22 protein-coding genes are annotated in these 23,843 nt (G+C 70.2%); 9 read left to right on the top strand and 13 right to left on the bottom strand.

Going from position 1 to position 23,843, the window contains the following annotated elements; translation table 11 throughout:
* Nucleotides 1-99 precede the first annotated feature (99 nt).
* Together OG587_RS18910 and OG587_RS18905 are read left to right on the top strand one after the other, a co-directional pair.
* The gene (locus OG587_RS18910; protein WP_329092060.1) at nt 100-798 is read left to right on the top strand and encodes a TetR/AcrR family transcriptional regulator; all 699 of its coding nucleotides are present in this window, start codon (nt 100-102) and stop codon (nt 796-798) included.
* A gap of 142 nt (nt 799-940) precedes the next feature.
* Nucleotides 941-3,115 carry a GmrSD restriction endonuclease domain-containing protein gene (locus OG587_RS18905; RefSeq protein WP_329092057.1) on the top strand — a complete coding sequence of 725 codons (2,175 nt, stop codon included), beginning with the start codon at nt 941-943 and terminating at the stop codon, nt 3,113-3,115.
* Between the two features lie 209 nt (nt 3,116-3,324).
* On the opposite strand, the gene OG587_RS18900 is transcribed toward OG587_RS18905, so the two are convergent.
* The 5 genes from OG587_RS18900 to leuA form a co-directional block, all read right to left on the bottom strand.
* Nucleotides 3,325-3,876, bottom strand: coding sequence for a hypothetical protein (locus OG587_RS18900; protein WP_329092055.1), 552 nt, complete (start codon nt 3,874-3,876; stop codon nt 3,325-3,327).
* A gap of 148 nt (nt 3,877-4,024) precedes the next feature.
* A complete protein-coding gene (locus OG587_RS18895) occupies nt 4,025-5,302 on the bottom strand; it encodes an FAD-binding protein (protein ID WP_443075625.1) in 1,278 nt (425 codons plus the stop codon).
* Nucleotides 5,303-5,539: 237 nt separating this feature from the next.
* Nucleotides 5,540-5,875, bottom strand: coding sequence for a TraR/DksA family transcriptional regulator (locus OG587_RS18890; RefSeq protein WP_329092051.1), 336 nt, complete (start codon nt 5,873-5,875; stop codon nt 5,540-5,542).
* A gap of 258 nt (nt 5,876-6,133) precedes the next feature.
* Entirely contained in the window at nt 6,134-6,469 is a 336-nt protein-coding gene (locus OG587_RS18885; protein WP_329092049.1) for an SSI family serine proteinase inhibitor, read from the bottom strand.
* Between the two features lie 1,165 nt (nt 6,470-7,634).
* A complete protein-coding gene (leuA, locus tag OG587_RS18880; RefSeq protein ID WP_329092048.1) occupies nt 7,635-9,347 on the bottom strand; it encodes a 2-isopropylmalate synthase in 1,713 nt (570 codons plus the stop codon).
* Between the two features lie 294 nt (nt 9,348-9,641).
* Between leuA and OG587_RS18875 the strand changes: the two genes are divergently transcribed.
* On the top strand, nt 9,642-9,887 hold the full coding sequence (locus OG587_RS18875; RefSeq protein ID WP_329092046.1) for a DUF2630 family protein: 246 nt from the start codon (nt 9,642-9,644) through the stop codon (nt 9,885-9,887).
* A gap of 81 nt (nt 9,888-9,968) precedes the next feature.
* Here the strand turns inward: OG587_RS18875 and OG587_RS18870 are convergent, their stop codons facing one another.
* The 7 genes from OG587_RS18870 to urtA all read right to left on the bottom strand — a co-directional run bounded on the left by OG587_RS18870 (nt 9,969) and on the right by urtA (nt 17,736).
* Nucleotides 9,969-11,069, bottom strand: coding sequence for a hypothetical protein (locus OG587_RS18870; protein WP_329092044.1), 1,101 nt, complete (start codon nt 11,067-11,069; stop codon nt 9,969-9,971).
* Entirely contained in the window at nt 11,066-12,595 is a 1,530-nt protein-coding gene (locus OG587_RS18865) for a transporter substrate-binding domain-containing protein (RefSeq protein ID WP_329092042.1), read from the bottom strand. The genes OG587_RS18870 and OG587_RS18865 overlap by 4 nt, the downstream gene beginning before the upstream one ends.
* A 127-nt stretch (nt 12,596-12,722) precedes the next feature.
* Nucleotides 12,723-13,412: an urea ABC transporter ATP-binding subunit UrtE gene (gene urtE / locus OG587_RS18860; protein ID WP_329092040.1), complete on the bottom strand. Its 690-nt coding sequence runs from the start codon at nt 13,410-13,412 to the stop codon at nt 12,723-12,725.
* On the bottom strand, nt 13,390-14,148 hold the full coding sequence (gene urtD, locus OG587_RS18855; RefSeq protein ID WP_329092038.1) for an urea ABC transporter ATP-binding protein UrtD: 759 nt from the start codon (nt 14,146-14,148) through the stop codon (nt 13,390-13,392). The genes urtE and urtD overlap by 23 nt, the downstream gene beginning before the upstream one ends.
* Nucleotides 14,145-15,251, bottom strand: a complete 1,107-nt coding sequence (gene urtC / locus OG587_RS18850; protein ID WP_329092036.1) for an urea ABC transporter permease subunit UrtC — start codon at nt 15,249-15,251, stop codon at nt 14,145-14,147. Before urtC ends, urtD begins: the two co-directional genes overlap by 4 nt.
* A gap of 265 nt (nt 15,252-15,516) precedes the next feature.
* Nucleotides 15,517-16,383 carry an urea ABC transporter permease subunit UrtB gene (gene urtB / locus OG587_RS18845; RefSeq protein ID WP_329092034.1) on the bottom strand — a complete coding sequence of 289 codons (867 nt, stop codon included), beginning with the start codon at nt 16,381-16,383 and terminating at the stop codon, nt 15,517-15,519.
* Nucleotides 16,384-16,500: 117 nt separating this feature from the next.
* Nucleotides 16,501-17,736, bottom strand: coding sequence for an urea ABC transporter substrate-binding protein (gene urtA / locus OG587_RS18840; protein ID WP_329092032.1), 1,236 nt, complete (start codon nt 17,734-17,736; stop codon nt 16,501-16,503).
* 331 nt (nt 17,737-18,067) lie between these two features.
* Between urtA and OG587_RS18835 the strand changes: the two genes are divergently transcribed.
* The 6 genes from OG587_RS18835 (at nt 18,068) to OG587_RS18810 (ending at nt 22,915) form a co-directional block, all read left to right on the top strand.
* Entirely contained in the window at nt 18,068-18,370 is a 303-nt protein-coding gene (locus OG587_RS18835) for an urease subunit gamma (protein WP_329092030.1), read from the top strand.
* Nucleotides 18,371-18,430: 60 nt separating this feature from the next.
* Nucleotides 18,431-18,757, top strand: coding sequence for an urease subunit beta (locus tag OG587_RS18830; RefSeq protein WP_329092028.1), 327 nt, complete (start codon nt 18,431-18,433; stop codon nt 18,755-18,757).
* Nucleotides 18,747-20,462: an urease subunit alpha gene (locus OG587_RS18825; protein ID WP_329092026.1), complete on the top strand. Its 1,716-nt coding sequence runs from the start codon at nt 18,747-18,749 to the stop codon at nt 20,460-20,462. Before OG587_RS18830 ends, OG587_RS18825 begins: the two co-directional genes overlap by 11 nt.
* Before the next feature lie 78 nt (nt 20,463-20,540).
* Nucleotides 20,541-21,374 (top strand): urease accessory protein UreF, encoded by an 834-nt coding sequence (locus tag OG587_RS18820; RefSeq protein ID WP_329092025.1) that lies wholly within the window; start codon nt 20,541-20,543, stop codon nt 21,372-21,374.
* A 28-nt stretch (nt 21,375-21,402) separates the two neighbouring features.
* Nucleotides 21,403-22,071, top strand: coding sequence for an urease accessory protein UreG (ureG, locus tag OG587_RS18815; protein ID WP_329092023.1), 669 nt, complete (start codon nt 21,403-21,405; stop codon nt 22,069-22,071).
* 4 nt (nt 22,072-22,075) lie between these two features.
* A complete protein-coding gene (locus OG587_RS18810) occupies nt 22,076-22,915 on the top strand; it encodes an urease accessory protein UreD (RefSeq protein WP_329092021.1) in 840 nt (279 codons plus the stop codon).
* Here the strand turns inward: OG587_RS18810 and era are convergent.
* On the bottom strand, nt 22,906-23,826 hold the full coding sequence (gene era / locus OG587_RS18805) for a GTPase Era (protein WP_329092019.1): 921 nt from the start codon (nt 23,824-23,826) through the stop codon (nt 22,906-22,908). The genes OG587_RS18810 and era overlap by 10 nt on opposite strands.
* Nucleotides 23,827-23,843: the final 17 nt, after the last annotated feature.

Raw genomic sequence — 23,843 nt, 5'->3', positions numbered from 1 at the left:
GATTGCCGTTCCGTTCTGAGAGCAATGCTCTCTCCAGAGAGCACTGCTCGTCAAGAGCAGTGCTCTCTTTTGTTGTCAATGCTCTGATATGGTCGCGACATGAGTTCGAGCCTCACCGCACGCGAGAGGGTCAGAGCCGAGCTGACCCGCGAGATCACCGACGTCGCCCGGAGGCAGCTGGCCGTCGACGGCGCGAGCGGCCTGTCCCTGCGCGCGGTCGCCCGCGAGATGGGCATGGCCTCCTCGGCGATCTACCGCTACTTCCCGTCCAGGGACGACCTGCTCACAGCCCTGATCATCGACGGCTACAACGCCGTCGGCGAGGCCGTGGAGAACGCCGACGCGGCCGTCCCGCGCGAGGACCACGCGGGCAGGTGGATGGCCGTCTGTCACGCCGTACGGGACTGGGCGCTGGCCCATCCCCACGAGTACGCCCTGCTGTACGGCTCACCCGTCCCCGGCTACCGGGCACCGCAGGACACCATCCCCGCCGCGGTCCGCGACGTCGCCGTCTACGGCCGGATCGTCTCCGACGCCCACCACGCCGGGGCCCTGAACCCGCCCGGCCCCCACCCGCCCGTCCCGCCGTCCTTCCGCGACGACGCCGCGCGCGTACGCGAGCTGATGCCCGACGCCCCCGACGACGCGATCATCCGCGGCCTGATCGCCTGGACCGGCCTGTTCGGCTGGATCAGCTTCGAGCTGTTCGGCCAGTTCAACAACACGATCCTCGACCTCGCGCCGGCCTTCGACCACGCCATGCGCTGCCAGGCCCGCACCCTCGGCCTACCTGCCTGATACGTCACGACTTGGCCGCGATGAGTAACGTCTGGGTGTCTGACGTGATAAACGGGGTGAACGGCTCTCGAATGAGCCGTCTCCCCGATGGGCGAAAGGCACCCCCGATTTCATGGTGGAAAGTCCAATTCACGGCGAAGGCGTGACGGTCCGCACTCTTTTCGAGAGCAATTCCTTCGCGCTGGACTACTACCAGCGGGAATACACCTGGACCCGCCACGAGGTCGGCACGCTGATCGACGACCTCAGCCAGCGCTTCCTCAGCCAGTGGAACCCCCTGCACGACCGCGAGGAGGTCGGCCGCTACGCCCCGTACTTCCTGGGGCCCTACGTCTACCACGAGAGCAGGGGCCGCACCTTCCTCGTCGACGGCCAGCAGCGCGTCACCACGCTCCACCTCGTGCTGATCTATCTCCGGCAGCTGCTGATCGACCAGGAGAGGTGGATCGACGCCGACGAGCTGGAGAGGCTCACCTACACGGCGCGGCACGGCAAGCGGAGCTTCAAGGTCGGCAGCTCGGAGGAACTGTCCCGCGCGCGGCTGCTCAACTCCCTGGTCACCGATTGGAACGGTCTCAAGGGATTCACCCTGCCCGACAACGCCCACGTCTCGGTGCGCAACCTGCACGACAGGAGCCGGGAGATCGACGGGGAGTTCCCCGAGGTGCTGCGCGGCGAGGCCCTGGAGCCCTTCGTCCACTGGCTGCTCGATCGCGTCTGCCTGGTCGGCATCCGGGCCCTCGACCAGGAGAACGGCCGCGAGATCTTCGTGTCGATGAACGACCGGGGGCTCCGGCTGAGCCACGTGGACCTGCTGAAGGGCCACCTCTTCCGGCGGGTCGGCGAGCAGACGCGCGAGGATCTCGGCGGGGCCTGGGCCGACATGCTGGCCCGCCTCACCACGGCCGAGACCGACTCCCCCGAGGCCAACACGCCCAGCGCGTACGTCCGCTCGTTCCTCCTCGCGCAGTACGCGGATCTCGGCGAGGGGTCCGCGGACGCCGCAGAGATCGGGCGGGCCGTCCACGAGTGGATCCTGCGCAACGACGTCCAGCTCGGTCTCGGCCGCCCGGCCGAGGCGCAGGCGTTCGTGCAGAGGCTCACGAACGTGTCCAAACGCTACTGCGAGCTGCTCCGCGCCTGCCGGGAGTTCACCCCCGCCCTGGCCGGCGTCTACTTCAACGGCCACAACGGCATCGACAACCAGTTCACCCTGCTGCTCTCCGTGGTCTCGTCCGAGGATTCCGACGAGGTGTTCACCCGGAAGTGCTCGATGGTCGCGTCGTTCCTCGACCTCGTCTACGTGCGTAGGTCCGTCAACAACCTCCCCGTGCACCGCCGCGACCTCGACGAGATCGTCCACCGGCTCATCCCCGTCCTGCGGATGTGCCGGACCACCGACGACGTGGCCACGGTCCTCGGCCGGGAAACCTCCCTGATCGAACACGACTTCCGCGAACTGACCTCCTTCGGGCTCCGGGCCAACAACCGCCGCCTGGTCCGCTACCTGCTCTCCCGGATGACCGCCCACGTCCAGCGCGCGTGTGAGGGGGGAGAGCACGAGTACGAGTTCCTGCGGGGAGCGCGCGAGTACGAGATCGAGCACATCTGGGCCAACCGCTTCGAACGGCACCGCTCCGAGGTGGAGACCACCGCGGAGTTCTACATCCGGCGCAACCGCCTCGGCGCCCTGCTGCTCCTGCCCAAGTCCGTCAACGCGAGCTTCCGCGACGACCCCTACGACCGGAAGATCGAGCACTACTACGCAGAGAACCGGCTCGCGGCCTCCCTGCACCCCAAGAGCCGCCTGCGCAACACCCCGTTCACCCACTACCTCAGGGACTCGGGCCTGGACAAGCCGTTCCAGCCCTGCCCCCGGTTCGGCGTGCCGGAGATCGAGCGGCGGCAGGACCTCTACCGGCTCCTCTGCGAGGAGATCTGGAACCCGGCCAGGCTCGGCTTCCGCCTGCCGGCGATCGTTCTCCCACCCCGCGTCCCCGAGCAGTCCGGGGCCCGCCGCCACTACGGCGTCGAGGTCGTCGACCTGATCACGCACGGCCTGATGGCACCGAACACCAAGATCTTCCGTACGGTCAGGGGTGAGATCCACTTCGCCACGGTCGAGGAGGACGGGACGATCAGGGTGGAGGCGACGGGCCGCCCCTACCACTCCCTGTCGGCCGCCGGAGCCGCGGTCGCCGGGACCAAGGCCTGTGCCGGGTGGGACGTCTGGCGCGTCGACCGCGATGGCACCGCACTGCCGCTGAAACGCCTCCGCGAGGAGGCCATCAACCGCGGCCTGACCTCCAAACCCTGACGGCCGTTCCCGCCGCGCCCGGCGAACAACGCGGCACGTCCCTCTCACCGGTGAGAGGGACGTGCCGCGACGTCACCCGAGGCCGGCCTTCGGCGGCGGCGCGAGCGGCACGTCCCCGCGCGGTCGCCCGCGAGATGGGCACGGTCGCCATCGCCACCTGCTCACGGCCCTGCCCATCGACGACCGGAGGCCGTGGAGAACACAGCCCCCTACCGGGAGAACCTCTTGCGCGCGGCTCCCCGGATGACCTGGCCTGGCCGCTGCTGCTCCCCGTGCAGGGAGGTGAGAACGACGATCAGCCCGGTGACGGCCGGGACGACCCACTGCATGAGGCGCAGCTGCTGCTGCGTCCTGGCGACGTCGTCCGGGGTCTCCTTGTCGGGCTTCACAGCGCCCTCCACGGGCACGTCGCCCGCGTCCGCGAGCCTGGTCCCGAGCACGCCGGTGTAGGCGGTCGCGGCCAGCGCCGCGGCGGTCAGCGCGGCCTTGGCCGCGGTGCTCGCCCCCACGCCCCGCTGGTGCGCCACGCGCTTCCTGTTGGCCGTCAGCAGACCGGCCGAGCCGATGAGGAAGGCGCCGATGCTCGCGGCGCTGACCGGCGCCCACCGGCCCCATCCGGCGTTCGCCACCTTCAGGCGCTCGCTCCTGTCACTGACCACGGCGGTGGCGGCGTTGAGGCCGATCGCGCCCATCAACGAGCCGCCGAACCAGGTGGCCAGCCCGACATCGTGCATCGCGCGCACGACCGTATTACGTTCCATGCTCTCCCCCTCATCACCGGTGCTGGATTCACGATCTTTTATGGTGGATATCGCACCGTTACCACTGTGATGGGAGTTGACTACCCTGATCCAGTCGTAAGATCCGCTTGTGAGCTGATGTCCGGATCAAGGTTGGGGCTGCGAACGGTCAGGAAGAGGAGTCGGCCGGGAAGAGACGGGCGTCGAGGAACGGGTTGCGGAACTTGCCCGTGGGGTCGAGGTCGGCGGCCAGGCTCCGAAAGTCCGGAAGCCGGTCATACAGGGAGCTCAGGCGCTCGGGCCCCATGAGGAAGAGCTTGCCCCAGTGGGGGCGGGCCTCGAAGGGCTCCAGCAGCTCCTCGATCACGGCGAGCACCCGGCTCACCGCGGGCCAGTCCTTCTTCCAGGTGAAGTGGACGGCGACGACGTCCTCCCGGTAGGAGGAGCTCAGCCACAGGTCGTCCGCCGCGACGGTACGGATCTCCGAGATCTGCAGGACGGGGGCGATGACGTCCCTGACCGCGTCCAGCGCGCGGAGCGCGGCGAGGGCGTGGCGGCGGGGGAACAGATACTCCGACTGGAGCTCGTCCCCGCTGCTCGGGGTGAAGTCCAGGCGGAAGTGCGGCAGCCGGTCGTACCAGGGGCCGGGCACGCCCATCTGCGCGGTGCAGTTGACGGCGGACATCCCCGGCAGCGGGTGGCGGTCGGCCGTGGCCGCCGTGGCGTCCAGCCAGCGCGGCGTCGGCTCCCACGGGCCGGGCTCGCCGTCGCGGCGCTTCACCCACACCTGGTCGATCACGGGGCCGCTCCAGCCGGTGAACAGGCTCACGCTGTACGCGGCCGAGATGATCTCCTCGAAGTGCTCCTCCATGCGCGCCCACGGCAGGTTCTCGTAGACGTACTGCCGCACCTCGAAGGCCGGGACGACGTCGAGGACGACCCTGGTGACGATGCCCAGCGCCCCGAGGGCGACGACCGCTCCGGCGAAGCGGTCGCCGTCCTTCTCACGGCCGAGGACGGTGATCTCACCGTCCGCGGTGACCAGTTCGAGGCCGGAGACCACGGTGGCGAGGTTGCCGTTGGCGACCCCGGAACCGTGCGTGGCCGTGGCGCAGGCACCGGCGATCGAGATGTGCGGCAGTGAACCGAGGTTGGGCAGCGCGTAGCCCTCGCCGTACAGCCATCGGCTCAGCTCGCCGTAGCGCACCCCGCCACCAACCGTGACCGTGCCCCGCACCGGGTCGAGCTCGAAGTCGGCGGGCAGACCCTCCAGCGAGACGAGGTCACCGCCGGGACGGTCGGCGATCTCGTTGAAGGAGTGGCGGGTGCCGAGCGCCCGGACGGCGCCGCTGCGGGCGACCAGCTCCTGAAGCTCCTCGACACGGCCGGGGCGGTGGATCCGCGCGGCGCCGTAGGTGATGTTGCCCGCCCAGTTCAGCAGCCCTATGGTCACGATGTGCCCTCTCTACGCCTCACGTCAGGCCGTACGCGGCGGATGCTCGCCACACGCGGGTGATCGCGCGGGACACGGGCTCACTCGGGTGACCGTACGGGGCACGGGTCACGGCCGGACGGTCGTGGTCGTGCGGGGCACGGCTCATGGCCGATGGTCATGCGGGGCGCGACGGCGGGCATTGCCGCACCCAGGGTAGTTCAGGGACCTCGGTGCGTCGCCCGCGGGTCGTCACCGCCCGCGTTCGGCGCACTCGATGCAGGTCCGGGCGCTTGGACGCGCCTTCAGTCGTCCCAGGGCGATGGGTCGCCCGCAGCCGTCGCACACACCGTAGGTGCCCTGGTGGAGTCGTCTGAACATCTCGTCGAGATCGTCGAGGTGGGCTCGCGCCCTGTCGAGCAGGGCCTGGAGGTGGGACCGTTCGAAGGCGATCGTCGCCCCCTCCGGATCGTGCTCGTCGTCGTTGGCCACCAGCGCCGACGAGTCGACGAGGTCGTCCCAGTCGCGCGTCAGCGCCGTGATCTGGGTCACCGTCCTCTCGCGGTCCGCGGTCAGAAGATCCCGCATGGCCGCCCGCTGAGAGGAAGACAGCACGGTTCCGGATGACTGCTTGCCCATCATCGACTCACCCCGTCCTACCGCGGATCCACTCCTGGCCGTGGGCATCGCCGGTTTGTGGCACGAGGCCGCTGACCTGGGACTTCCTCCCAGTTTACGACTCTCGGGGCTGAGCGGCCCCCGCCCGGGGTCCGGAACGGCCGTACGGCGGCGAGGACGTCCTCACCGCCGTACGGGCCCCGTCGGACGCGTGCCACGGGACGGGTTCTAGAAGGAGAAGATCACCCCGGTCTCGGCACGCAGCTCGCACTGGTTGCTGAAGGTTCGCTGGTACCGGATGGGGCGGCCGTTCCAGGTGCCGGTCGCGGACGCGGCGACCGGGTCGTACCGCTGCGGGCAGGCCGCCCACGACAGCGGTCCGACGCGGGCGGGGTCGCCCTGCGCCCGGATCAGCAGCGCGCACGCCTCCTCCCCTCGGGGGTGCGTGCCGCTTGTCGGCCCGCATCCGAGCCAGACGGTCCGCACCCCGCCCGGTCGCGAGACGGTCAGCGTGAGCCGCTTGATGTACGGGCCGCCGACCGTCGGTCCCCACGGCGGGATCACGATGGGCGGACGGGGCGGAGTGGGGCGAGGCGGGATCGGCTCGCCCCACGGCGGACGGGGCGGAATCGGCGGCGGGATCGGGATGGGGCGGGGCGGAATCGGCTCGCCCCACGGGGGGCGGGGCGGAATCGGCGGCGGTGGGATCGGGCCGGGCCAGGGCGGGGTCGGCTCGACCCACGGCGGCGGCAGGGGAATCGGCGGTCCCGCATCCGGACGAGGCGGAATCGGCCGTGGCGGCCACGGGTCGGGCCAGGGCGGGGTCGGCTCGACCCACGGCGGCGGCAGGGGAATCGGTGGCCCCGCGTCCGGACGGGTCGGGGTCGGCCGGGGCGGCCACGGGGGCCGGGGAATGAGCGACCCCACATCCGGACGAGTCGGAATCGGAATCAGGGTCGGGGTCGGGGTCGGCCGGGGCGGCCACGGAGGCCGGGGAATGAGCGACCCCACATCCGGACGAGTGGGAGTCGGGGTGGGACGGGGCAGGATCGGCCGGGGCGGCCACGGGGGCGGGTCGACGGTCGATCGGGCCACGGACGGATCGGGTGCGTGGCGCGGTGGCCGCGTGTCCGCGGTGGCGGTGCCGCCGAGGATGACGAGCCCGGCGGTGGCCAGGCCGATAATACATCGCATGAATTCCCCCGATAAATACGAATTTCGCACATAGCCGAAAAAACCGTTTTCGGCTTGTTCGAGGGGAGCGAGTTAGACCCTGAGCTGCAAAGAGGCTATGTCGGCGACGTTGGGATGTCTCGCAGCGACCCGCCACGGAACACCGTGAATTCGCCGGTCGGGGAAGCCTCCGGACGGCCCGTTCGGAGAAGGGTCTCGCAGCCGGTCCGTGGCATGATCCGTCCTGGAAAAGCTGGTTTCACGGCAATTCTCACGGAGGCATCCATCGCCGCCCACGCGACGGGAGTCACCGTACGGCCTCCGCCCCGAGGTCACGCGCGTTCCCGGTACCGGAAGGCGAGCGGAAACGACTCGACCGCGCCCGGACGGATTTCGCGGTGGGCGCGGTCGAGTGAGCGACGTCGGTGCCTTGTGGGCGGCTGTCGGACCTCGCACGGCAGATCGTGCCGTACGGGGCGGGGGCGGTGCGGGACGAAGCGGTACGGGGGTGACGCGGACGCCGCCAAAAAGCGGCCCGGCCGTACCGCCCGGTCCGCTAGCGGCCGGCGCGGTTGACCGCGGAGATGACCGCCTTGAGCGAGGCGGTGGTGGTGTTGGAGTCGATGCCGACCCCCCACAGAGTCTCACCGGCGATCTCGCACTCGATGTAGGAGGCGGCCTTGGCGTCGGTCCCCGCGCTCATGGCGTGCTCGGCGTAGTCGAGGACGCGCACCTGGACACCGACCTTGGCCAGGGCGTCGCAGAAGGCGGAGATGGGACCGTTGCCGACCCCCTCGACCTCGCGGATCTCACCGTCGAGGCGCAGGTCGGCGCTGATGGCGTCCTTGCCGTCACCCCTGGAGGTGGTGCGGTGGGCCAGCAGGCCCAGGCGGCCCCACGGACTGGCCGGGTTGGGCAGGTATTCGTCGGTGAAGACCTCCCACATCCGCGCGGCGTTCACCTCGCCGCCGATGGTGTCGGTGTGGGCCTGGACGGCGCGGGAGAACTCGATCTGCAGGCGGCGCGGCAGGTCCAGGTGGTGGTCGGCCTTCATGATGTAGGCGACGCCACCCTTGCCGGACTGGCTGTTGACCCGGATGACCGCCTCGTACGTACGGCCGATGTCCTTGGGGTCGATCGGCAGGTACGGGACCGCCCAGGTGAACTCCTCGACCGGGACGCCAGCGGCGGCCGCGTCGCGCTCCAGGTGCTCGAAGCCCTTCTTGATGGCGTCCTGGTGGGAGCCTGAGAAGGCGGTGTAGACGAGCTCGCCGCCCCACGGGTGGCGCGGGTGGACGGGCAGCTGGGTGCAGTATTCGGTGACCCGGCGAATCTCGTCGATGTCGGAGATGTCGACCTCCGGGTCGACGCCCTGCGAGAACAGGTTCATGCCCAGCGTGACCAGGCAGACGTTGCCGGTGCGCTCGCCGTTGCCGAACAGGCAGCCCTCGATCCGGTCGGCCCCGGCCATGTAGCCCAGCTCGGCGGCGGCGACGGCGGTGCCGCGGTCGTTGTGGGGGTGCAGGGACAGCACAATCGAGTCGCGGTAGGCCAGGTTGCGGTGCATCCACTCGATCTGGTCGGCGTAGACGTTGGGCGTGGCCATCTCGACGGTGGCGGGCAGGTTGACGACGACCTTGCGGTCGGGGGTGGGCTGCCAGACGTCGTTGACGGCGTCACAGACCTCCACCGCATACTCCAGCTCGGTGCCGGTGAAGGACTCCGGGGAGTACTGGAAGTAGATCTCCGTGCCGTCCATCTCGGCGGCCAGCTTCTTGCAGAGCTTGGCGCCCTCGACCGCGATCGCGGTGATGCCCTCGCGGTCCTGGCCGAAGACGACCCTGCGCTGGAGGGTGGAGGTGGAGTTGTAAAGGTGGATGATCGCCTGCTTGGCCCCGCGCACCGACTCGAAGGTCCGCTCGATCAGCTCGGCCCTGGCCTGGGTCAGGACCTGGATCACCACGTCGTCGGGGATCAGATCCTCTTCGATGATCTGCCGTACGAAGTCGAAGTCGGTCTGGGAGGCGGCGGGAAAGCCCACCTCGATCTCCTTGTAACCCATCTTCACCAGCAGCTCGAACATCTTGAGCTTGCGATGGGAGTCCATGGGGTCGATCAGTGCCTGGTTGCCGTCACGCAGGTCGACGGCGCACCACCGGGGAGCCCGGTCAATGACCTTGCCGGGCCAGGTACGGTCGGTCAGCTGGATCGGCGCGAAGGACTCATAGCGCTTGAACGGCATGGGACTGGGCTGCTGCTGCGGATACATGCAAGGCTCCTCGACTGGGAAAACAATCGTGGCCGACGCGCATGGCTCGCTCCGCGACGAGGGAGCCGGCCTCTACAGGCCCTCGTCGCGGCAGCTAAGAAGCAGGCCGCGCAGCATGCTTAGCACGTTAGCAGACGGCCCCGGATGCCCGAGCCCCGGTCTCACATGGCGGGACCCGAAGATCTTCGGGATCCCGTCCGCGCGGCGCGCTCGCGACGGGCGGCCCGGCCTCCGGCGGTTCGGTCATCCGCTGATCGGATAAAGTCCAGAAGAACTCAGACAGGGGGAACGAACATGAGGGACGGCGACATCCTCGCCCACATCAACGAGCTGATCGCCGAGGAGCGGGAGCTCCGGGCGAAGCTGGGCTCGCACTCCATCTCCTCGCACGAGGAGAACAACCGGATCAAGAATCTGGAGGAGGCCCTCGACCAGGCGTGGGATCTGCTCAGGCAGCGCCGGGCGCGCCGCGAGTTCGGTGAGGACCCCGACTCGGCGGCCCCCCGCCCGATCGACGAGGTCGAAGACTACCGCCAGTGACCGTCCGCCCCGGACACCCCCGCCGGGAGGTCGCCGGCCGCCCCGCGGGCTGACCGCGTCACTCCCGCTCGCCCGCCGCGCTCACCCCTCACGCGACCCGGCCGGAGACGGGGACGGGGACGCGCTCGGGTCCGAAGACGGGGACGGGGATGCGCTCGGAGACGGTACGGCCTGGTCGGTCTCCTTGGCCGGGCGGCCCTCGCAGCGCGGGTCGGCCTGAGCCCGCCGCGAGACCGGGGCGAGCCAGGAGATCACACTGTGCTCGACGTACCAGCCGTGCAGGTTCACCCACGTCCTGGGCACCTCGCCGGGGTCGGGGCAGAGCACCTTCGACTGCAGCCGGGCGTTCTGGATGAACTCCACGGCGCCGTCACGCTTGAGGACGGTGGTCATCTGGTCGTCGCTGGCGACCATGTAGCCCACGACCACCTCCGCGGGCCTCTCCTCGGTCGGCCTCTCCAGGCTGATCTGCATGGCGACCAGCGGGAGGATCGGCGCCCTCATCACGACCACGCCGACCAGGAACGGCGTGAACACCGCCATCCCGATCGCGATGCCGTGGGTCAGCACCCTGGCCGGCGCCTCGGGCACCGGGCCGGTCAGCAGCGCCGCGAACACCGGGGGAAGCGTCAGGAGGATCGCGGTCGCCACGTCCCGCGCGGTGAACGCGGAGACGATGGCCGGCCACAGCAGGACGTACGACAGCACGGCGGCGATCACCGGCAGCGCGTAGCAGAACGTGGTCCGCAGCTCCTCGTGGGCCGGGAACCGCTCGCGCACGGTCAGGCCCAGCAGGGCCAGCGACAACATCGCCAGCGTCGGCAGGAAACGCAGCTGCCAGGTGCACACGCCTATCGCGATGGCCAGGACCACGACCCAGCCGGGCAGCCGCTGAGCGCTGTGCACCAGCCACGAGGAACGGCCCGTGCTGATCCAGCAGAGGGTGCCGAGAAGCCTGCCGCCGACCACGACGACGGGCAGCACCCACACCGTGGTCAGCAGGACCGCGCTCAGCAGGCCCAGCGGGCTGATGGTCTGCACGAGCAGGAGCAGCGTCTGGGTGTCCTGCTTGCTGGCGTACCACAGCCGCATCACCAGCAGGACGATCGGGAACACCGGCAGCAGCGTGAGGAACCACTCCTGGTTCCTTGGCGCGTCCCTCACCCGCACGTTGGACTTCAAGGGGCGGAGGGGCAATCCTGCACGGGGAGGGTCCGCTCCCACGGCCAGCGTCGCACGTCCGGGGAGAGCGCGCACGGCTGCCGCGCCTGGGCCACGTCCACCCCCGGGTTGGCCGCCAGCAACGGCCGGATGTGCTTCTCGTACGCCTCCTCCCACATCTTGTTGGCCGGATCGGCGTAGGAGCGGTAGAGCGCGAGGTCGACCAGGGTGCGCAGCGCGCCGTTGGAACCCGCGTTGACCGCCCACATCTCCGTCTTCTCCAGCGCGATGTCGTGGTGACGCAACTTCCTGCCCGGCTCGGCGACGAACCCGGCCAGCAGGGCCGCGTCGGTGGTCACCGCGTCGACCGCCCTGTTGGCCGCGAGGCCGTCCGCGAAACGGTCCACGCACTTGCTGATCAGGAGCTCGGCGATGGGATCGACCTTGATCGCCTTCTTCAGCTCGGTCAGGGAGGTCGAGGTGCCGAGCGAGCAGACCCTCTTGCCCTCGAGCTGCCCCAGGGAGGTGACGTTGTCGTCGGGGTAGTCGGACCTGGTCACCACCGACTGCTCGGTGTAGAGGTAGGGGGTGGAGAAGCCGACGGAGGGGTCGGCCTTGCGTTCCGGCGTCACACTGAAGGTCGCCACCACGAGGTCGACCTTGACGAAGGTGCCGTCCGTGTCGCGGGCCTGCATGCGCGCCCTGTCCTCGGTCTCGATGGACAGGAAGTCGACCTGGTCGGGCCGGAAACCCAGATCCGCCGCGATCATGTAGGCGATGTCGATGTCGAAGCCGGCGAAACCGGTCTCGCCCGGCTTCCGCAGGGCGATGCCCGGGGTGTCCTCCTTCACGCCGACCAGGAGCCTGTCCTTGTTCAGAAGCCCCGCCTTCTCGCGCAGCTCGGCCTCGGTGGGAGGCCCGCCCACCCACGCGATGGACACCCCGACCACGACCGAGGCGAGGACCAGCGCGATCCAGGCGGCCAGCCGGAAGCGGCGGAACCGGCGCCTGCGGGGCGGCCCCGACGGTCCCGGCGGGCCGATCGGCGGCCCGGAGTGGGCGTCTCCGGCGTCCGCGCCCTCGGACCGCGGGTCACGGTCGTAGCGGTCGTCGTCCCACCGGTCGCGGTCGTACCGCTCGTCGGAGCGCCGGTCGCGCTCATAGCGGTCGTCGTCCCAGCGGTCACGCTCGTACGGTCCCCGGGGCCGCCGCCCCTGCCCGTGGCGATCGTCGTCTCGCCGGTCGCGCTCATAGCGGTCGTCGGGCCGCCGGTCACGCTCGTACCGGTCGCCGTCCCGCCGGGCGGGCTCGTCACCCGGCCGCCGGTCACGCTCGCCCACGGCCCGGTCCCGGCGCTCGCCGGCGGGCGTCTCCCCGGTCTCCCCGGTCTCCCCGCCGGTTCGCCGGGAGCGTTCCACCCCGGCTCGCCGACCGGGAGCGTCACCGGCCGGGCCGCCGGTCTCCTCCCGGGAAGACCGGCCCCGCGTCTCGGGAGGGGAGGACACCCCCTCCGGCCGCTTTTCCCCGTCCGCAGGTTCCTTTGCCATGACACCCCCGGACTCCGCTTTTCTGGGCAGGCTATGTCGTCATCACCCACCGTGGGAGCCTCTTCATCAAGAAGTGATCAAATAGGACCTTATTGATATGAAAAGTCCGATTCAGATGCTTTGGGGGTCAGACGGCGAGAAGGCGGTGAATTCCCTCCCCGCGCAATTCCTCGGCCGCCCCCGAATGGACGACGTGCCCGGCGTCGAGAATGAGGAAGCGGTCGGCGAGGCGGAGCGCCAGATCCAGATACTGCTCGACCAGCAGGAGCGACAGGCCCGTGGCGTGCAGCCGCTCGATCGCCTCCTCGATCTCGATGATGATCGACGGCTGGATGCCCTCGGTGGGCTCGTCGAGAATGAGCAGCTTGGGACGGGTGACGAGGGCTCGGGCGATGGCGAGCTGCTGTTGCTGCCCGCCGGACAGGAACCCGGCGCGCCGCTTGAGCAGCGGCTTCAGGCGCGGGAAGGTCTCCAGGGCCTCCTCCAGCGCCTCCTGCGGCCCCTTGGCGGCCTCCAGCGTGACCTGAAGGTTGCCGAGCACGCTGAGCTGGGGGAACGTCTCGTGCCCCTGGGGGACGTACGCCATGCCGAGCCGGACCCGCTCGTGAGGCGGCATGCGCGTCACGTCGCGGCCCTCGAAGGTGACCGACCCCGCGGTGGCGGGCAGCACGCCCATCACGGTGTTGAGCAGGGTGGTCTTGCCGACCCCGTTGCGGCCCATCACGCACATCAGCTGCCCGGGTTCCACCTCCAGGGAGACCCCGAACAGCACCCGGGCCCTGCCGTACCCGGCGTCAAGTTCCTGTACCGACAGCATCGCTGCGCTTCCTTCCGAGATAGACCTCCTGCACGCGCGGGTCGTCGCGGACCTGGTCGACCGATCCCTCGATCAGCACCTTGCCCTCGTGCAGGACGGTGACCTGCGAGGCGTACCTGCGCAGGAACTCCATGTCATGTTCGATCACGATCACCGTGTGGTCGTTCGCCACGGACGTCAGGAGCTCGCCGGTACGCTCCCGCTCGTCCTTGGACATACCGGCCACCGGCTCGTCCAGCAGGAGCAGCTTGGGGCGCTGGGTGAGCAGCATGCCGATCTCCAGCCACTGCCGCTGCCCGTGGGAGAGCACCCCCGCGGGCCGGTCGGCCAACTCCTTCAGGCCGGTGGTCTCCAGAGCCTCGGCGACGGCGTCGGAGATGCCGCGCCTGCGCCGGGCCAGCGACCAGAGCGGGCGGCGGAAGGACGCCGCCAGGTCGAGGTTCTCCAGGACGCTCAGCTCCTCGAAGACCACCGAGGTCTGGAAGGTCCGCCCGACGCCGAGCCGTACGATCCTGTGCTCGCGCAGGCCCACCAGACTGTGCCCGTCGAAGACGACCTCGCCGGTGGTCGGGCGGGTGAGGCCGGTGATGACGTCGATGAGCGTGGTCTTCCCCGCCCCGTTGGGGCCGATCAGGAAGCGCAGCTCCCCCTTCTCGACCGTCAGGTCGATGCCGTCGATGGCGCGGAAGCCGTCGAAGACCACCGACAGCCCGCGTACCTCGATCATCGGACTCATCGGACCTCCTCCATGACTCTCGTGTCGGGAGCGTCCGCGGGCGGCGGCTCGGGGTCCGTACGGCGCCTCGACCTGCGCGCCCAGGCGTCGCGCGCCGACGCCGCCACGCCGAGGATCCCCTTGGGGGCCAGGGTCATGACGAGGATGAACAGCGCGCCCTGGAGGTAGAGCCAGCCGTCGGCGAACTGCTCGCTGAAGGACGTCTTGGCGTACCCCATGACGACCGCGCCGAGGATCGCCCCGGCCAGCGCGAACCTGCCGCCCACCGCGACCGCGACGACGAGTTCGAGGGAGGGGACCACCCCCAGCAGCGCGGGCGAGATGATGCCGACCACGGGCACGAACAGGGCACCCGCGAGCCCGGCCATGCCCGCCGACAGCGCGAAGGTGACGGTCTTGACCCTGGCCGGGTCGTAGCCGAGGAACCTGACGCGGTCCTCGCCGTCCCTGATGGCGACGAGCAGCCGCCCGAAGCGGCTTTTCACCAGCTGGCGGGCACCGAGGTAGAGCAGGCCGGTGACGATCGCGACCGCGAAGTACAGCCCGCGCTGGGTGGAGTCGGCCGCCAGGTCCTGGCCGAACAGGTCGTAGAAGTTGGTCAGGCCGTTGGTGCCGCCGGTCAGGCCCTGCTGGCCGACGAGCAGGATGACGAACGCGGCGGCGAGCGCCTGGGTGAGGATCGCGAAGTAGGCGCCGCGCACCCGCTGCCTGAACACCAGCAGGCCCAGCACCGTGGCGATCAGCATCGGCCCGACGACGACCATGGCGAGCGCGAACACCGGGTTGGCGAACGGTTTCCACAGGGCGGGCAGCTGCTCGACCCCGCTCCACACCATGAAGTCGGGCAGGTCGCCCTGGGCGTCCACCAGTTTCAGGTGCATCGCCATCGCATAGCCGCCGAGCCCGAAGAACACGCCCTGGCCGAGGACGAGCATGCCGCCCTGCCCCCAGGCCAGGCCGATGCCCAGGGCGATGATCGCGAAGCAGAGATACTTGGCCAGCAGGCCGAGGCGGAAGGGCTCCAGCAGGAGCGGTGCGACCACCAGGGCCAGCACCGCCACCACCGCGAAGACCCCGGGCCCCTTGAGTCGTGCGAGGTTCATCGGAATTCCGGGGCGAAGTCCCCTGGCTTCAGCCAAAGGCAGGAGGCCCCTCCCTCCCTTCCGGTATGGTCACTCGCGGGTTTGCGACAACCAAGCAGACCCTGCAGAGTCGCAAAATCCTCGCCGCCGGGCTGGTGGAGAGGTGAAACGCCTGCGGAGCTGATGTAAGACACGGCACTCGTCCCGGGTGTCTGCGGTCGGCGGTGAAACAGGAACTCCGACCTGTGAAGGTTGGAATCCTTCGGCTTCAGCCGTGGGGAGAATGTCAAGTCAGCGCCCTCGATCGGAGTACGAACAGGCCCTGCGGCCGGAACTGGAGGAAGGCGATGATCGCGGCGAACACAATGACCTTCGCCAGGCTGGCGTCGCTCCAGAACTCGGCGTACGAGTTGAGCAGGCCGAGTCCCGCGGCGGCGATGACGGCGCCGCGCAGCTGGCCGAGCCCTCCGGCGACGACCACGAGGAAGGCGTCGACGATGTAGTAGGTGCCGAGGGCGGGCCCGACGGGGCCGATGAGGGTGAGGGCGACCCCGGCGACCCCGGCCAGGCCGGAGCCGATGAAGAAGGTGCGCTGGTCCACGCGGGCGGTGTTGATGCCGCTGACCGCGGCCAGCTGCCGGTTCTGCATCACCGCCTGCATCCGCCGGCCCTGGCCGGTGCGGTTCATGTAGGCCCAGATGCCGATGACGGTGAGGACGGCCAGGGCGAAGATGAACAGCCGGTTGTACGGCAGGGACGCGATGCCGCCCTGCAGCCAGGTGGGCGCCTGGACCTGCACGTTGGGCGCCCCGAACAGGTCGCGGGCGAGCTGCTGCAGCACGAGGCTGACGCCCCAGGTGAGCAGCAGGGTGTCGAGCGGGCGGCCGTAGAAGTGACGGATCGCGGTCCGCTCCAGGATGAGCCCCATCAGCCCGGCGACCAGGAAGGCGACGGGCAGAGCGACGATCACGGCCATCCGGCCGGTGAGGTCCTGGAGCAGGTAGGCGGTGTACGCGCCCGCCATGATGAACTCGCCGTGGGCCATGTTGATCACGCCCATCTGGCCGAACGTGAACGTCAGGCCGAGGGCGATGAGGAGCAGCACGGCGCCGATGGACAGGCCGATCGGGAGCTGGTTGAGAAAAGCCTCCACCGAAGGTCCCCTTCCTACGAGTGTTTGGCTCCGGATCGGGCCGTACCGCATGTGGGTGCGTCACGGTGCTGCCCGTGATCTGGTCACGGCCCGGTCCGGAGCCGGTCTGAGAGGGGATCAGCCGTTGGCCAGGCCGCTCGCCCAGGGGTAGCCCTTGAGGTAGGGGTCGGGTTTGATCGGCTTGCCGGAGTTCCAGACCTCCTTGATGAGGCCGTCGGGCTGGATCACCCCGATCCTGGCCGTCTTGTACATGTGCTGGTTCTCGCCGTCGATGGTGACCAGGCCCTCGGGGCGCTCCAGGGCGATGCCCCCGGCGGCCTTCCTGACGGCCTCGACCTCGACGGATCCGGCCTTCTTGGCGGCCTCGGCCCACAGGTAGACGGCGTTGTATCCGGCCTCCATCGGGTCGGAGGTCACCTTGTCGGCGCCGTACTTGGCCTTGAACGCGGCGACGAACTTCTCGTTGGCCGGGTTCTCGGTGGTCTGGTAGTAGTTCCAGGCGACGGGGTGTCCGGCGATGTTGTCGACGCCGATGCCCTTGACCTCCTCCTCGGCGACGCTCACCGACAGGACGGGCATCTGCTCGGCGGTGACCCCGGCGCTGTTGAGCTGCTTGAAGAAGGCGACGTTGCTGTCACCGTTGAGGGTGTTGAAGACGGCGTCCGGCTTGGCCTGGACGACCTTGTTGGTCAGCGTGCTGTACTCGGTGTGGCCGAGCGGGGTGTACTCCTCGCCGAGGATCTCCATCCCGTTCGCCGCCGCGTACGCCTTGATGATCTTGTTGGCGGTGCGCGGGAAGACGTAGTCGCTGCCGACCAGGAAGATCTTCTTCTTGCCCTGTTCCTTGAGGTAGTCGAGGCCGGGGATGATCTGCTGGTTGGTGGTGGCGCCGGTGTAGAAGATGTACGGCGAGCTCTCCAGGCCCTCGTACTGAACCGGGTACCACAGCAGGGCCTTGCTCCGCTCGAACACCGGCAGCATCGCCTTGCGGCTGGCGGAGGTCCAGCCGCCGAAGGTGGTGGCGACCTTGTCCTGGCGGATGAGCTTGGTGGCCTTCTCCGCGAAGGTGGGCCAGTCGGACGCGCCGTCCTCGACCACGGGGATCAGCTTCTTGCCGAGCACGCCGCCGGCGGCGTTGATCTCCTCGATGGCGAGCAGCTCGGAGTCCCTGACGGTCACCTCGCTGATGGCCATGGTGCCGCTGAGCGAGTGCAGGATGCCGACCTTGATGCCGTCCTCACCACCGCCGGCGGAGGCCGCGTCCGTGCCCGCAGGGGCTTCGCTTCCACAGGCGGCCAGCGCCGCGGCCAGCGCCACGACGGTGACTCCGGAGCGCCATGCTGTGTTCCTCAATGACTTTCCTCCTTGCCGGTACGGCCCCCGCACCGATCTATCTGCCGTCAAGGTGACTGAGTGAGGTTTCCCGCCCAGTTCATAATTGTTAATTGCACTTTGCCGGGAGCTAACCGCCGTGACAGGACGTGGCAGCGCGAACACCACGCCGTTTTTTGTCCCGACAAATCAGCAAATTTCGTGATATCTACTTCGGAGCGCGCCGGTATACCCGCAGGAAAGGGGGCGCCGATGGACGCTTCTGCCCCGTTCGTGCGGCTCGCGCCACCTGGAAACCAGCACGACATCGACGTGCAACATCATGGAAACCGCCGGTTCCTATGGTCCGGGAATGCGGCTCACACCACACGAGCAGGAACGCCTGCTCATCCACGTCGCCGCCGGTGTCGCCCGCGACCGCAGGTCACGGGGCCTCCGGCTCAACCACCCCGAGGCCACCGCGATCATCGCGTCCTTCCTCATGGAGGGCGCCAGGGACGGACGCACCGTCGCCGAGCTGATGGACGCGGGCCGCAAGGTGCTGTCCCGCGACGACGTCATGGACGGGGTGCCCGAGATGCTGTCGTCGGTGCAGATCGAGGCCACCTTCCCCGACGGCACCAAGCTCGTCACCGTCCACCACCCCATCCCGTGAGCCCCGGCCGATCTCGTGAGGACCAGCCGATCCCGTGCACCCCAGGAACGGTGAGCGCCGATGACACCCGGTGAGATCCAGTACGGCGACACGCCCATCCCGCTCAACCCGGGCCGCGAGCGCGTCACCGTCCGAGTCGTCAACACCGCCGACCGACCGATCCAGGTCGGCTCGCACTACCACTTCGCCGCGTGCAACCCCGGCCTGGAGTTCGACCGCCAGGCGGCCTGGGGCACCCGGCTCGACGTCCCGGCCGGCACGGCGGTGCGGTTCGAGCCCGGTGTGGAGCGCGACGTGACCCTCGTGCCGATCGGCGGCCTGCGGATCGTCCCCGGTCTCCGCTCCGAGTGGGCCGGACCTCTCGACGGGAGCCCCAGTGTTCATTGAACGATCCCGCTACGCCGCGCTCTACGGCCCCACCACCGGCGACCGGATCAGGCTGGCCGACACCGACCTGCTCGTCGAGGTCACCGAGGACCTGTCGATGGGCCCGTCGGGGGCGGGCGACGAGGCCGTCTTCGGCGGCGGCAAGGTCATCAGGGAGTCGATGGGCCAGGCCAGGACCACCAGGGCCGAGGGCTCGCCCGACCTGGTGATCACCGGAGCGGTGATCCTCGACCACTGGGGCGTGGTGAAGGCCGACATCGGGATCAGGGACGGCCGCATCGTCGCGATCGGCAAGGCCGGAAACCCCGACACCATGGACGGCGTCCACCCCGACCTGGTCATCGGCCCCTCGACCGAGATCCTCGCGGGCAACGGGAAGATCCTGACCGCCGGGGCGATCGACTCCCACGTCCACCTGATCTGCCCGCAGATCCTCGACGAGGCCCTCGCCGCGGGGGTGACCACCATCGTGGGCGGCGGCACCGGGCCCGCCGAGGGCACCAAGGCCACCACCGTCACCGGCACCTGGTATCTCGCCCGGATGCTGGAGTCGCTCGACTCCTACCCGATCAACGTCGCACTGCTCGGCAAGGGCAACACGGTCAGCCGCGACGGCCTGCTCGAACAGCTCCGCGCCGGGGCCTCGGGCTTCAAGCTGCACGAGGACTGGGGTACCACCCCCGCCGCCATCGACGCCTGCCTGTCGGTCGCCGACGCCACCGGCACCCAGGTCACGATCCACACCGACACCCTCAACGAGGCCGGGTTCGTGGAGTCGACGCTGGCGGCGATCGGCGACCGGATGATCCACGCGTACCACACCGAGGGGGCGGGGGGCGGCCACGCGCCGGACATCATCCGGGTCGCCTCCTATGGCAACATCCTGCCGTCCTCGACCAATCCGACCCGCCCGCACACCGTCAACACGCTCGACGAGCACCTCGACATGCTGATGGTCTGCCACCACCTCAACCCGTCCATCCCCGAGGACCTGGCGTTCGCCGAGTCCCGGATCCGGCCGTCCACGATGGCGGCCGAGGACATCCTGCACGACATGGGCGCGATCTCGATGATCGGCTCGGACTCCCAGGCGATGGGCCGGGTGGGCGAGACGATCATCCGTACCTGGCAGACCGCGCACGTGATGAAGCGCCGCCGGGGCGCGCTTCCCGGCGACGGCCCCGCCGACAACCTCCGTGCCCGGCGCTACGTCGCCAAGTACACGATCTGCCCGGCCGTGGCCCACGGCCTGGACGGCGAGGTCGGCTCGGTGGAGACCGGCAAGCTGGCCGACCTGGTCCTGTGGGACCCGGCCTTCTTCGGCGTCAAACCGGACCTGGTGGTCAAGGGTGGTGTCATCGCGTACGCCCAGATGGGCGACGCCAACGCCTCCATCCCGACCCCGCAGCCGGTCATGCCGCGCCCGATGTTCGGCGCCGCCCCGGTCACCGCCGCCGCCACGTCCGTTCACTTCGTCGCCCCCCTCGCGATCGAGGACGGCCTCGCCGACCGCCTGGCCGTACGCAGGCGACTGCTGCCGGTGGCCGACGTCCGCCGCAGGGGCAAGGAGAGCATGCCGCTCAACGACGCCATGCCCAGGATCGACATCCACCCCGACACCTTCGCCGTCAGCGTCGACGGCGAGGTGATCGAACCCGCCCCCGCCGAGACCCTGCCCATGACCCAGCGCTACTTCCTGTTCTGACCGGCCCCCGGTCGACCGCCGAACCATCTCGTCCAGCCGTCTCGTCCAGCCGAAGGAGGCCCGCGCATCAACGCCGCGTTGCTGCTCCTGGCCGACTCCCGGTTGCCCGCCGGGGGCCACGCCCACTCCGGGGGCGCCGAGGAGGCGGTCAGGATCGGTGCGATCCACGACCTTCCCGGCCTCGCCGCCTTCCTGCGGGGCCGCCTGGCCACTGCGGGCCTGGTGACGGCCGCCCTCGCCGCCGCGGCCTGCGAGCTCGGCGCGGCCCACCTCTCCGCGAGCCTCCCGCCCCCGGCGAGCGGCCCACCGGCGGAGGTTCCCGCGCGGGCGAACGGCGTCGCCCCCGCTCCCAGGCACGGTCCCGCTCCCGCGAACGGCTCGTCTCCGGATCCGGAGACGAGCCGTTCCGGGTGGATACGCCTGGACGCGGAGGCCGACGCCAGGATCTCCTCGCCCGCCCAGCGGGTGGCGAGCCGCACGCAGGGCAGGCTGCTGCTGCGGACCTCGCGGAGGATCTGGCCCTCTCCGGTGCTCGACGCGCCGGCCGGGGCCGTCTCCCAGGGAGTCCACCACCCCCTCGCGCTCGGCGCGGTGGCGGCCGTCGCGGGCTGCTCCCCCGCCGAGGCCGCCCTCGCGGCGGCCTACACCTCCGTCACCGGACCCGCCACGGCGGCGGTACGGCTGCTGGGCCTCGACCCGGTCGCCGTCCACCGCCTGCTCGCCGACCTCGCCCCGGCCATGGAAAGGGTCGCGGCCACCGTTACCACCGGAGAGTCCGGGAAGTCCCGGGACTCCCCGGGCTCCTGGGAGTCCTGGGAGTCCTGGGAGTCACTGCCCGCGCACGCCGCCCCCGCGCTCGACCTGCTCGCCGAACAGCACATCCGCGCAGATCTGAGGCTCTTCGTCTCCTGACGACCACCTGGAAGGACGGTGACCCCCCATGGGCGCCAACCACGACGACCACCACCACGCCGCCGACCCTCACGGACGAGCACTGCGTCTGGGCATCGGAGGGCCCGTCGGCAGCGGCAAGACCGCGCTGACCGCGGCCCTGTGCCGGACGCTCGGCCCCTCGATGCGCCTGGGTGTGGTGACCAACGACATCTACACCACCGAGGACGCCGACTTCCTGCGCAGGGCGGGCGTGCTCGATCCGGAGCGGATCGTCGCCGTCCAGACCGGGTGCTGCCCGCACACCGCCATCCGCGACGACATCGCGGCCAACCTCGACGCGGTGGAGACCCTGGAGGAGCGGTTCGGCCCGCTCGACCTGGTGATCGTGGAGAGCGGCGGTGACAACCTCACGGCCACCTTCAGCAGGGGCCTGGCCGACCGGCAGATCTTCGTACTGGACGTGTCCGGCGGCGACAAGGTCCCGCGCAAGGGCGGCCCCGGCGTGACGACGGCCGACCTGCTCGTGGTCAACAAGACCGACCTGGCCCCGATGGTCGGCGCGGACCTCACGGTCATGTCCCGCGACGCGGCGGCCGTACGGGAGGGCAGGCCCGTGCTGTTCACCTCGATCAGGGAGGATCCGAGCGCGCACGCGGTCTCCGACTGGGTCACCGGCCTGGTCGAGTCCTGGGCCCACGAGCACTCCAACGCCTGACCTCATGTCCGTCACCGACTCCGCCCCGGCTCCCGCCCCCGTCCACGACGACGCCCCCACGCCCGCGCGGCCCGTACGTCCCGAGCCGGGGCGGGCCGGGCGGCGGTCGATGAGGGCGCGGGCGGCGATCGCCACCCGGCTGGACTCCGGCGGCCGGACCGTCCTGGCCACGATGCGTTCGGGGCCGCCGCTCACGGTGCGGGCGACCGCGCCTGGCCGGGTACACCTGGTGTCCACCGCCGCGGGTCCGCTGGGCGGCGACGACCTGGCCCTCGACATCGAGGTGGCGCCGGGCACCGCGCTGGAGGTGCGGTCGGTCGCGAGCACGCTGGTGCTGCCCGGCTCCGCGGGGGCCGAGTCGCTGATGACGATCACGGCCAGGGTCGGCGCGGGCGCCTCGCTGCGCTTCGCGCCGGAACCGACGGTGCTCGCGGCGGGCTGCCTGCACCGCGCGATCGTCCGGCTGGACCTGGCCGAGGACGCGCGGGTGTTCTGGCGCGAGGAGATCGTCTTCGGCCGGTACGGCGAGCGGCCCGGACGTTGTCACTCGCGCTTCGACGCCGTTCTCGGCGGGGTGCCGCTGCTCCGGCAGGAGTTCGTGGTGGGCGACCCGGAGATCGACGGCAGCTCCGCCGTCTACGGCGACGCCCGCTGCGTGGGCAGCACCCTGATCACCGGACGGGCGCCGGAGACGGTGGTCGGGGACGGCTGGGCCGTCCTTCCGCTGGCCGGCCCCGGCACCCTGGTCTCCGCACTCGGCCGGGACGCCGTCGAGCTGCGGCGGCGGCTCCGGCACGGTGAGGAGGCGGCCACCCCTGAGGGGGTGGCGGGCCCTCAGTCGTAGAAGCCCAGGCGGCGGAGCTGCTTGGGGTCGCGCTGCCAGTCCTTGGCGACGCTGATGCGCAGGTCGAGGTAGACGCGGGTGCCGAGGAGGGCCTCGATCTGCTGGCGGGCGCGACTGCCGACGTCCTTGAGCCGGGAGCCCTTGTGCCCGATCACGATGGCCTTCTGGGACGGGCGCTCGACGAACATGTGCGCGTAGATGTCGAGGAGGTCGTCGCGCCCCTCCCTGGGCATCATCTCGTCGACGACGACCGCGATCGAGTGCGGCAGCTCGTCGCGTACGCCCTCCAGGGCCGCCTCGCGGATCAGCTCGCCCACCAGCACCTGCTCGGGCTCGTCGGTGAGCTGGCCTCCCTCGTACAGCGGGGGGCTCTCCGGGAGGTGCTGGACCAGCACGTCGGCCAGCACGTCGAGCTGCTCGCCCGACCGCGCGGAGACCGGGACGATGTCGTCGAAGTCGGCGAGCTGGGAGATCGCGAGCAGCTGTGCGGCGATCTGCTCGCGGGTCGCCAGGTCGCACTTGGTCACCACGGCGACCACCGGGGTCTTCTTGATGCCCGCGAGCTTCTCCGCGATGAACCGGTCACCCTTGCCGATGGGCTCGTTGGCGGGCACGCAGAAGCCGATCGCGTCGACCTCGGTGAGGGTGGACAGCACCAGGCTGTCCAGCCGCTCACCCAGGAGCGTGCGGGGCCGGTGCAGACCCGGCGTGTCGACGATGATGAGCTGGGAGTCGGGGCGGTGCACGATGCCACGGATGGCGCGGCGGGTCGTCTGGGGCTTGGAGGAGGTGATCGCCACCTTCGTGCCGACCAACGCGTTCATCAGCGTGGACTTGCCGACGTTGGGCCGGCCGACGAAGCAGGCGAAACCGGCATGGAAATCAGCAGCTGAGGAACTCACGTCAACCATTGTCGCCGATGCCGGAC

It is taken from the genome of Streptosporangium sp. NBC_01469 (genome assembly GCF_036227305.1).
GTDB lineage: Bacteria > Actinomycetota > Actinomycetes > Streptosporangiales > Streptosporangiaceae > Streptosporangium.
The sequence above is the reverse complement of the archived record's forward strand: the minus strand, read 5'-3'. Positions and strand labels throughout refer to the sequence as shown.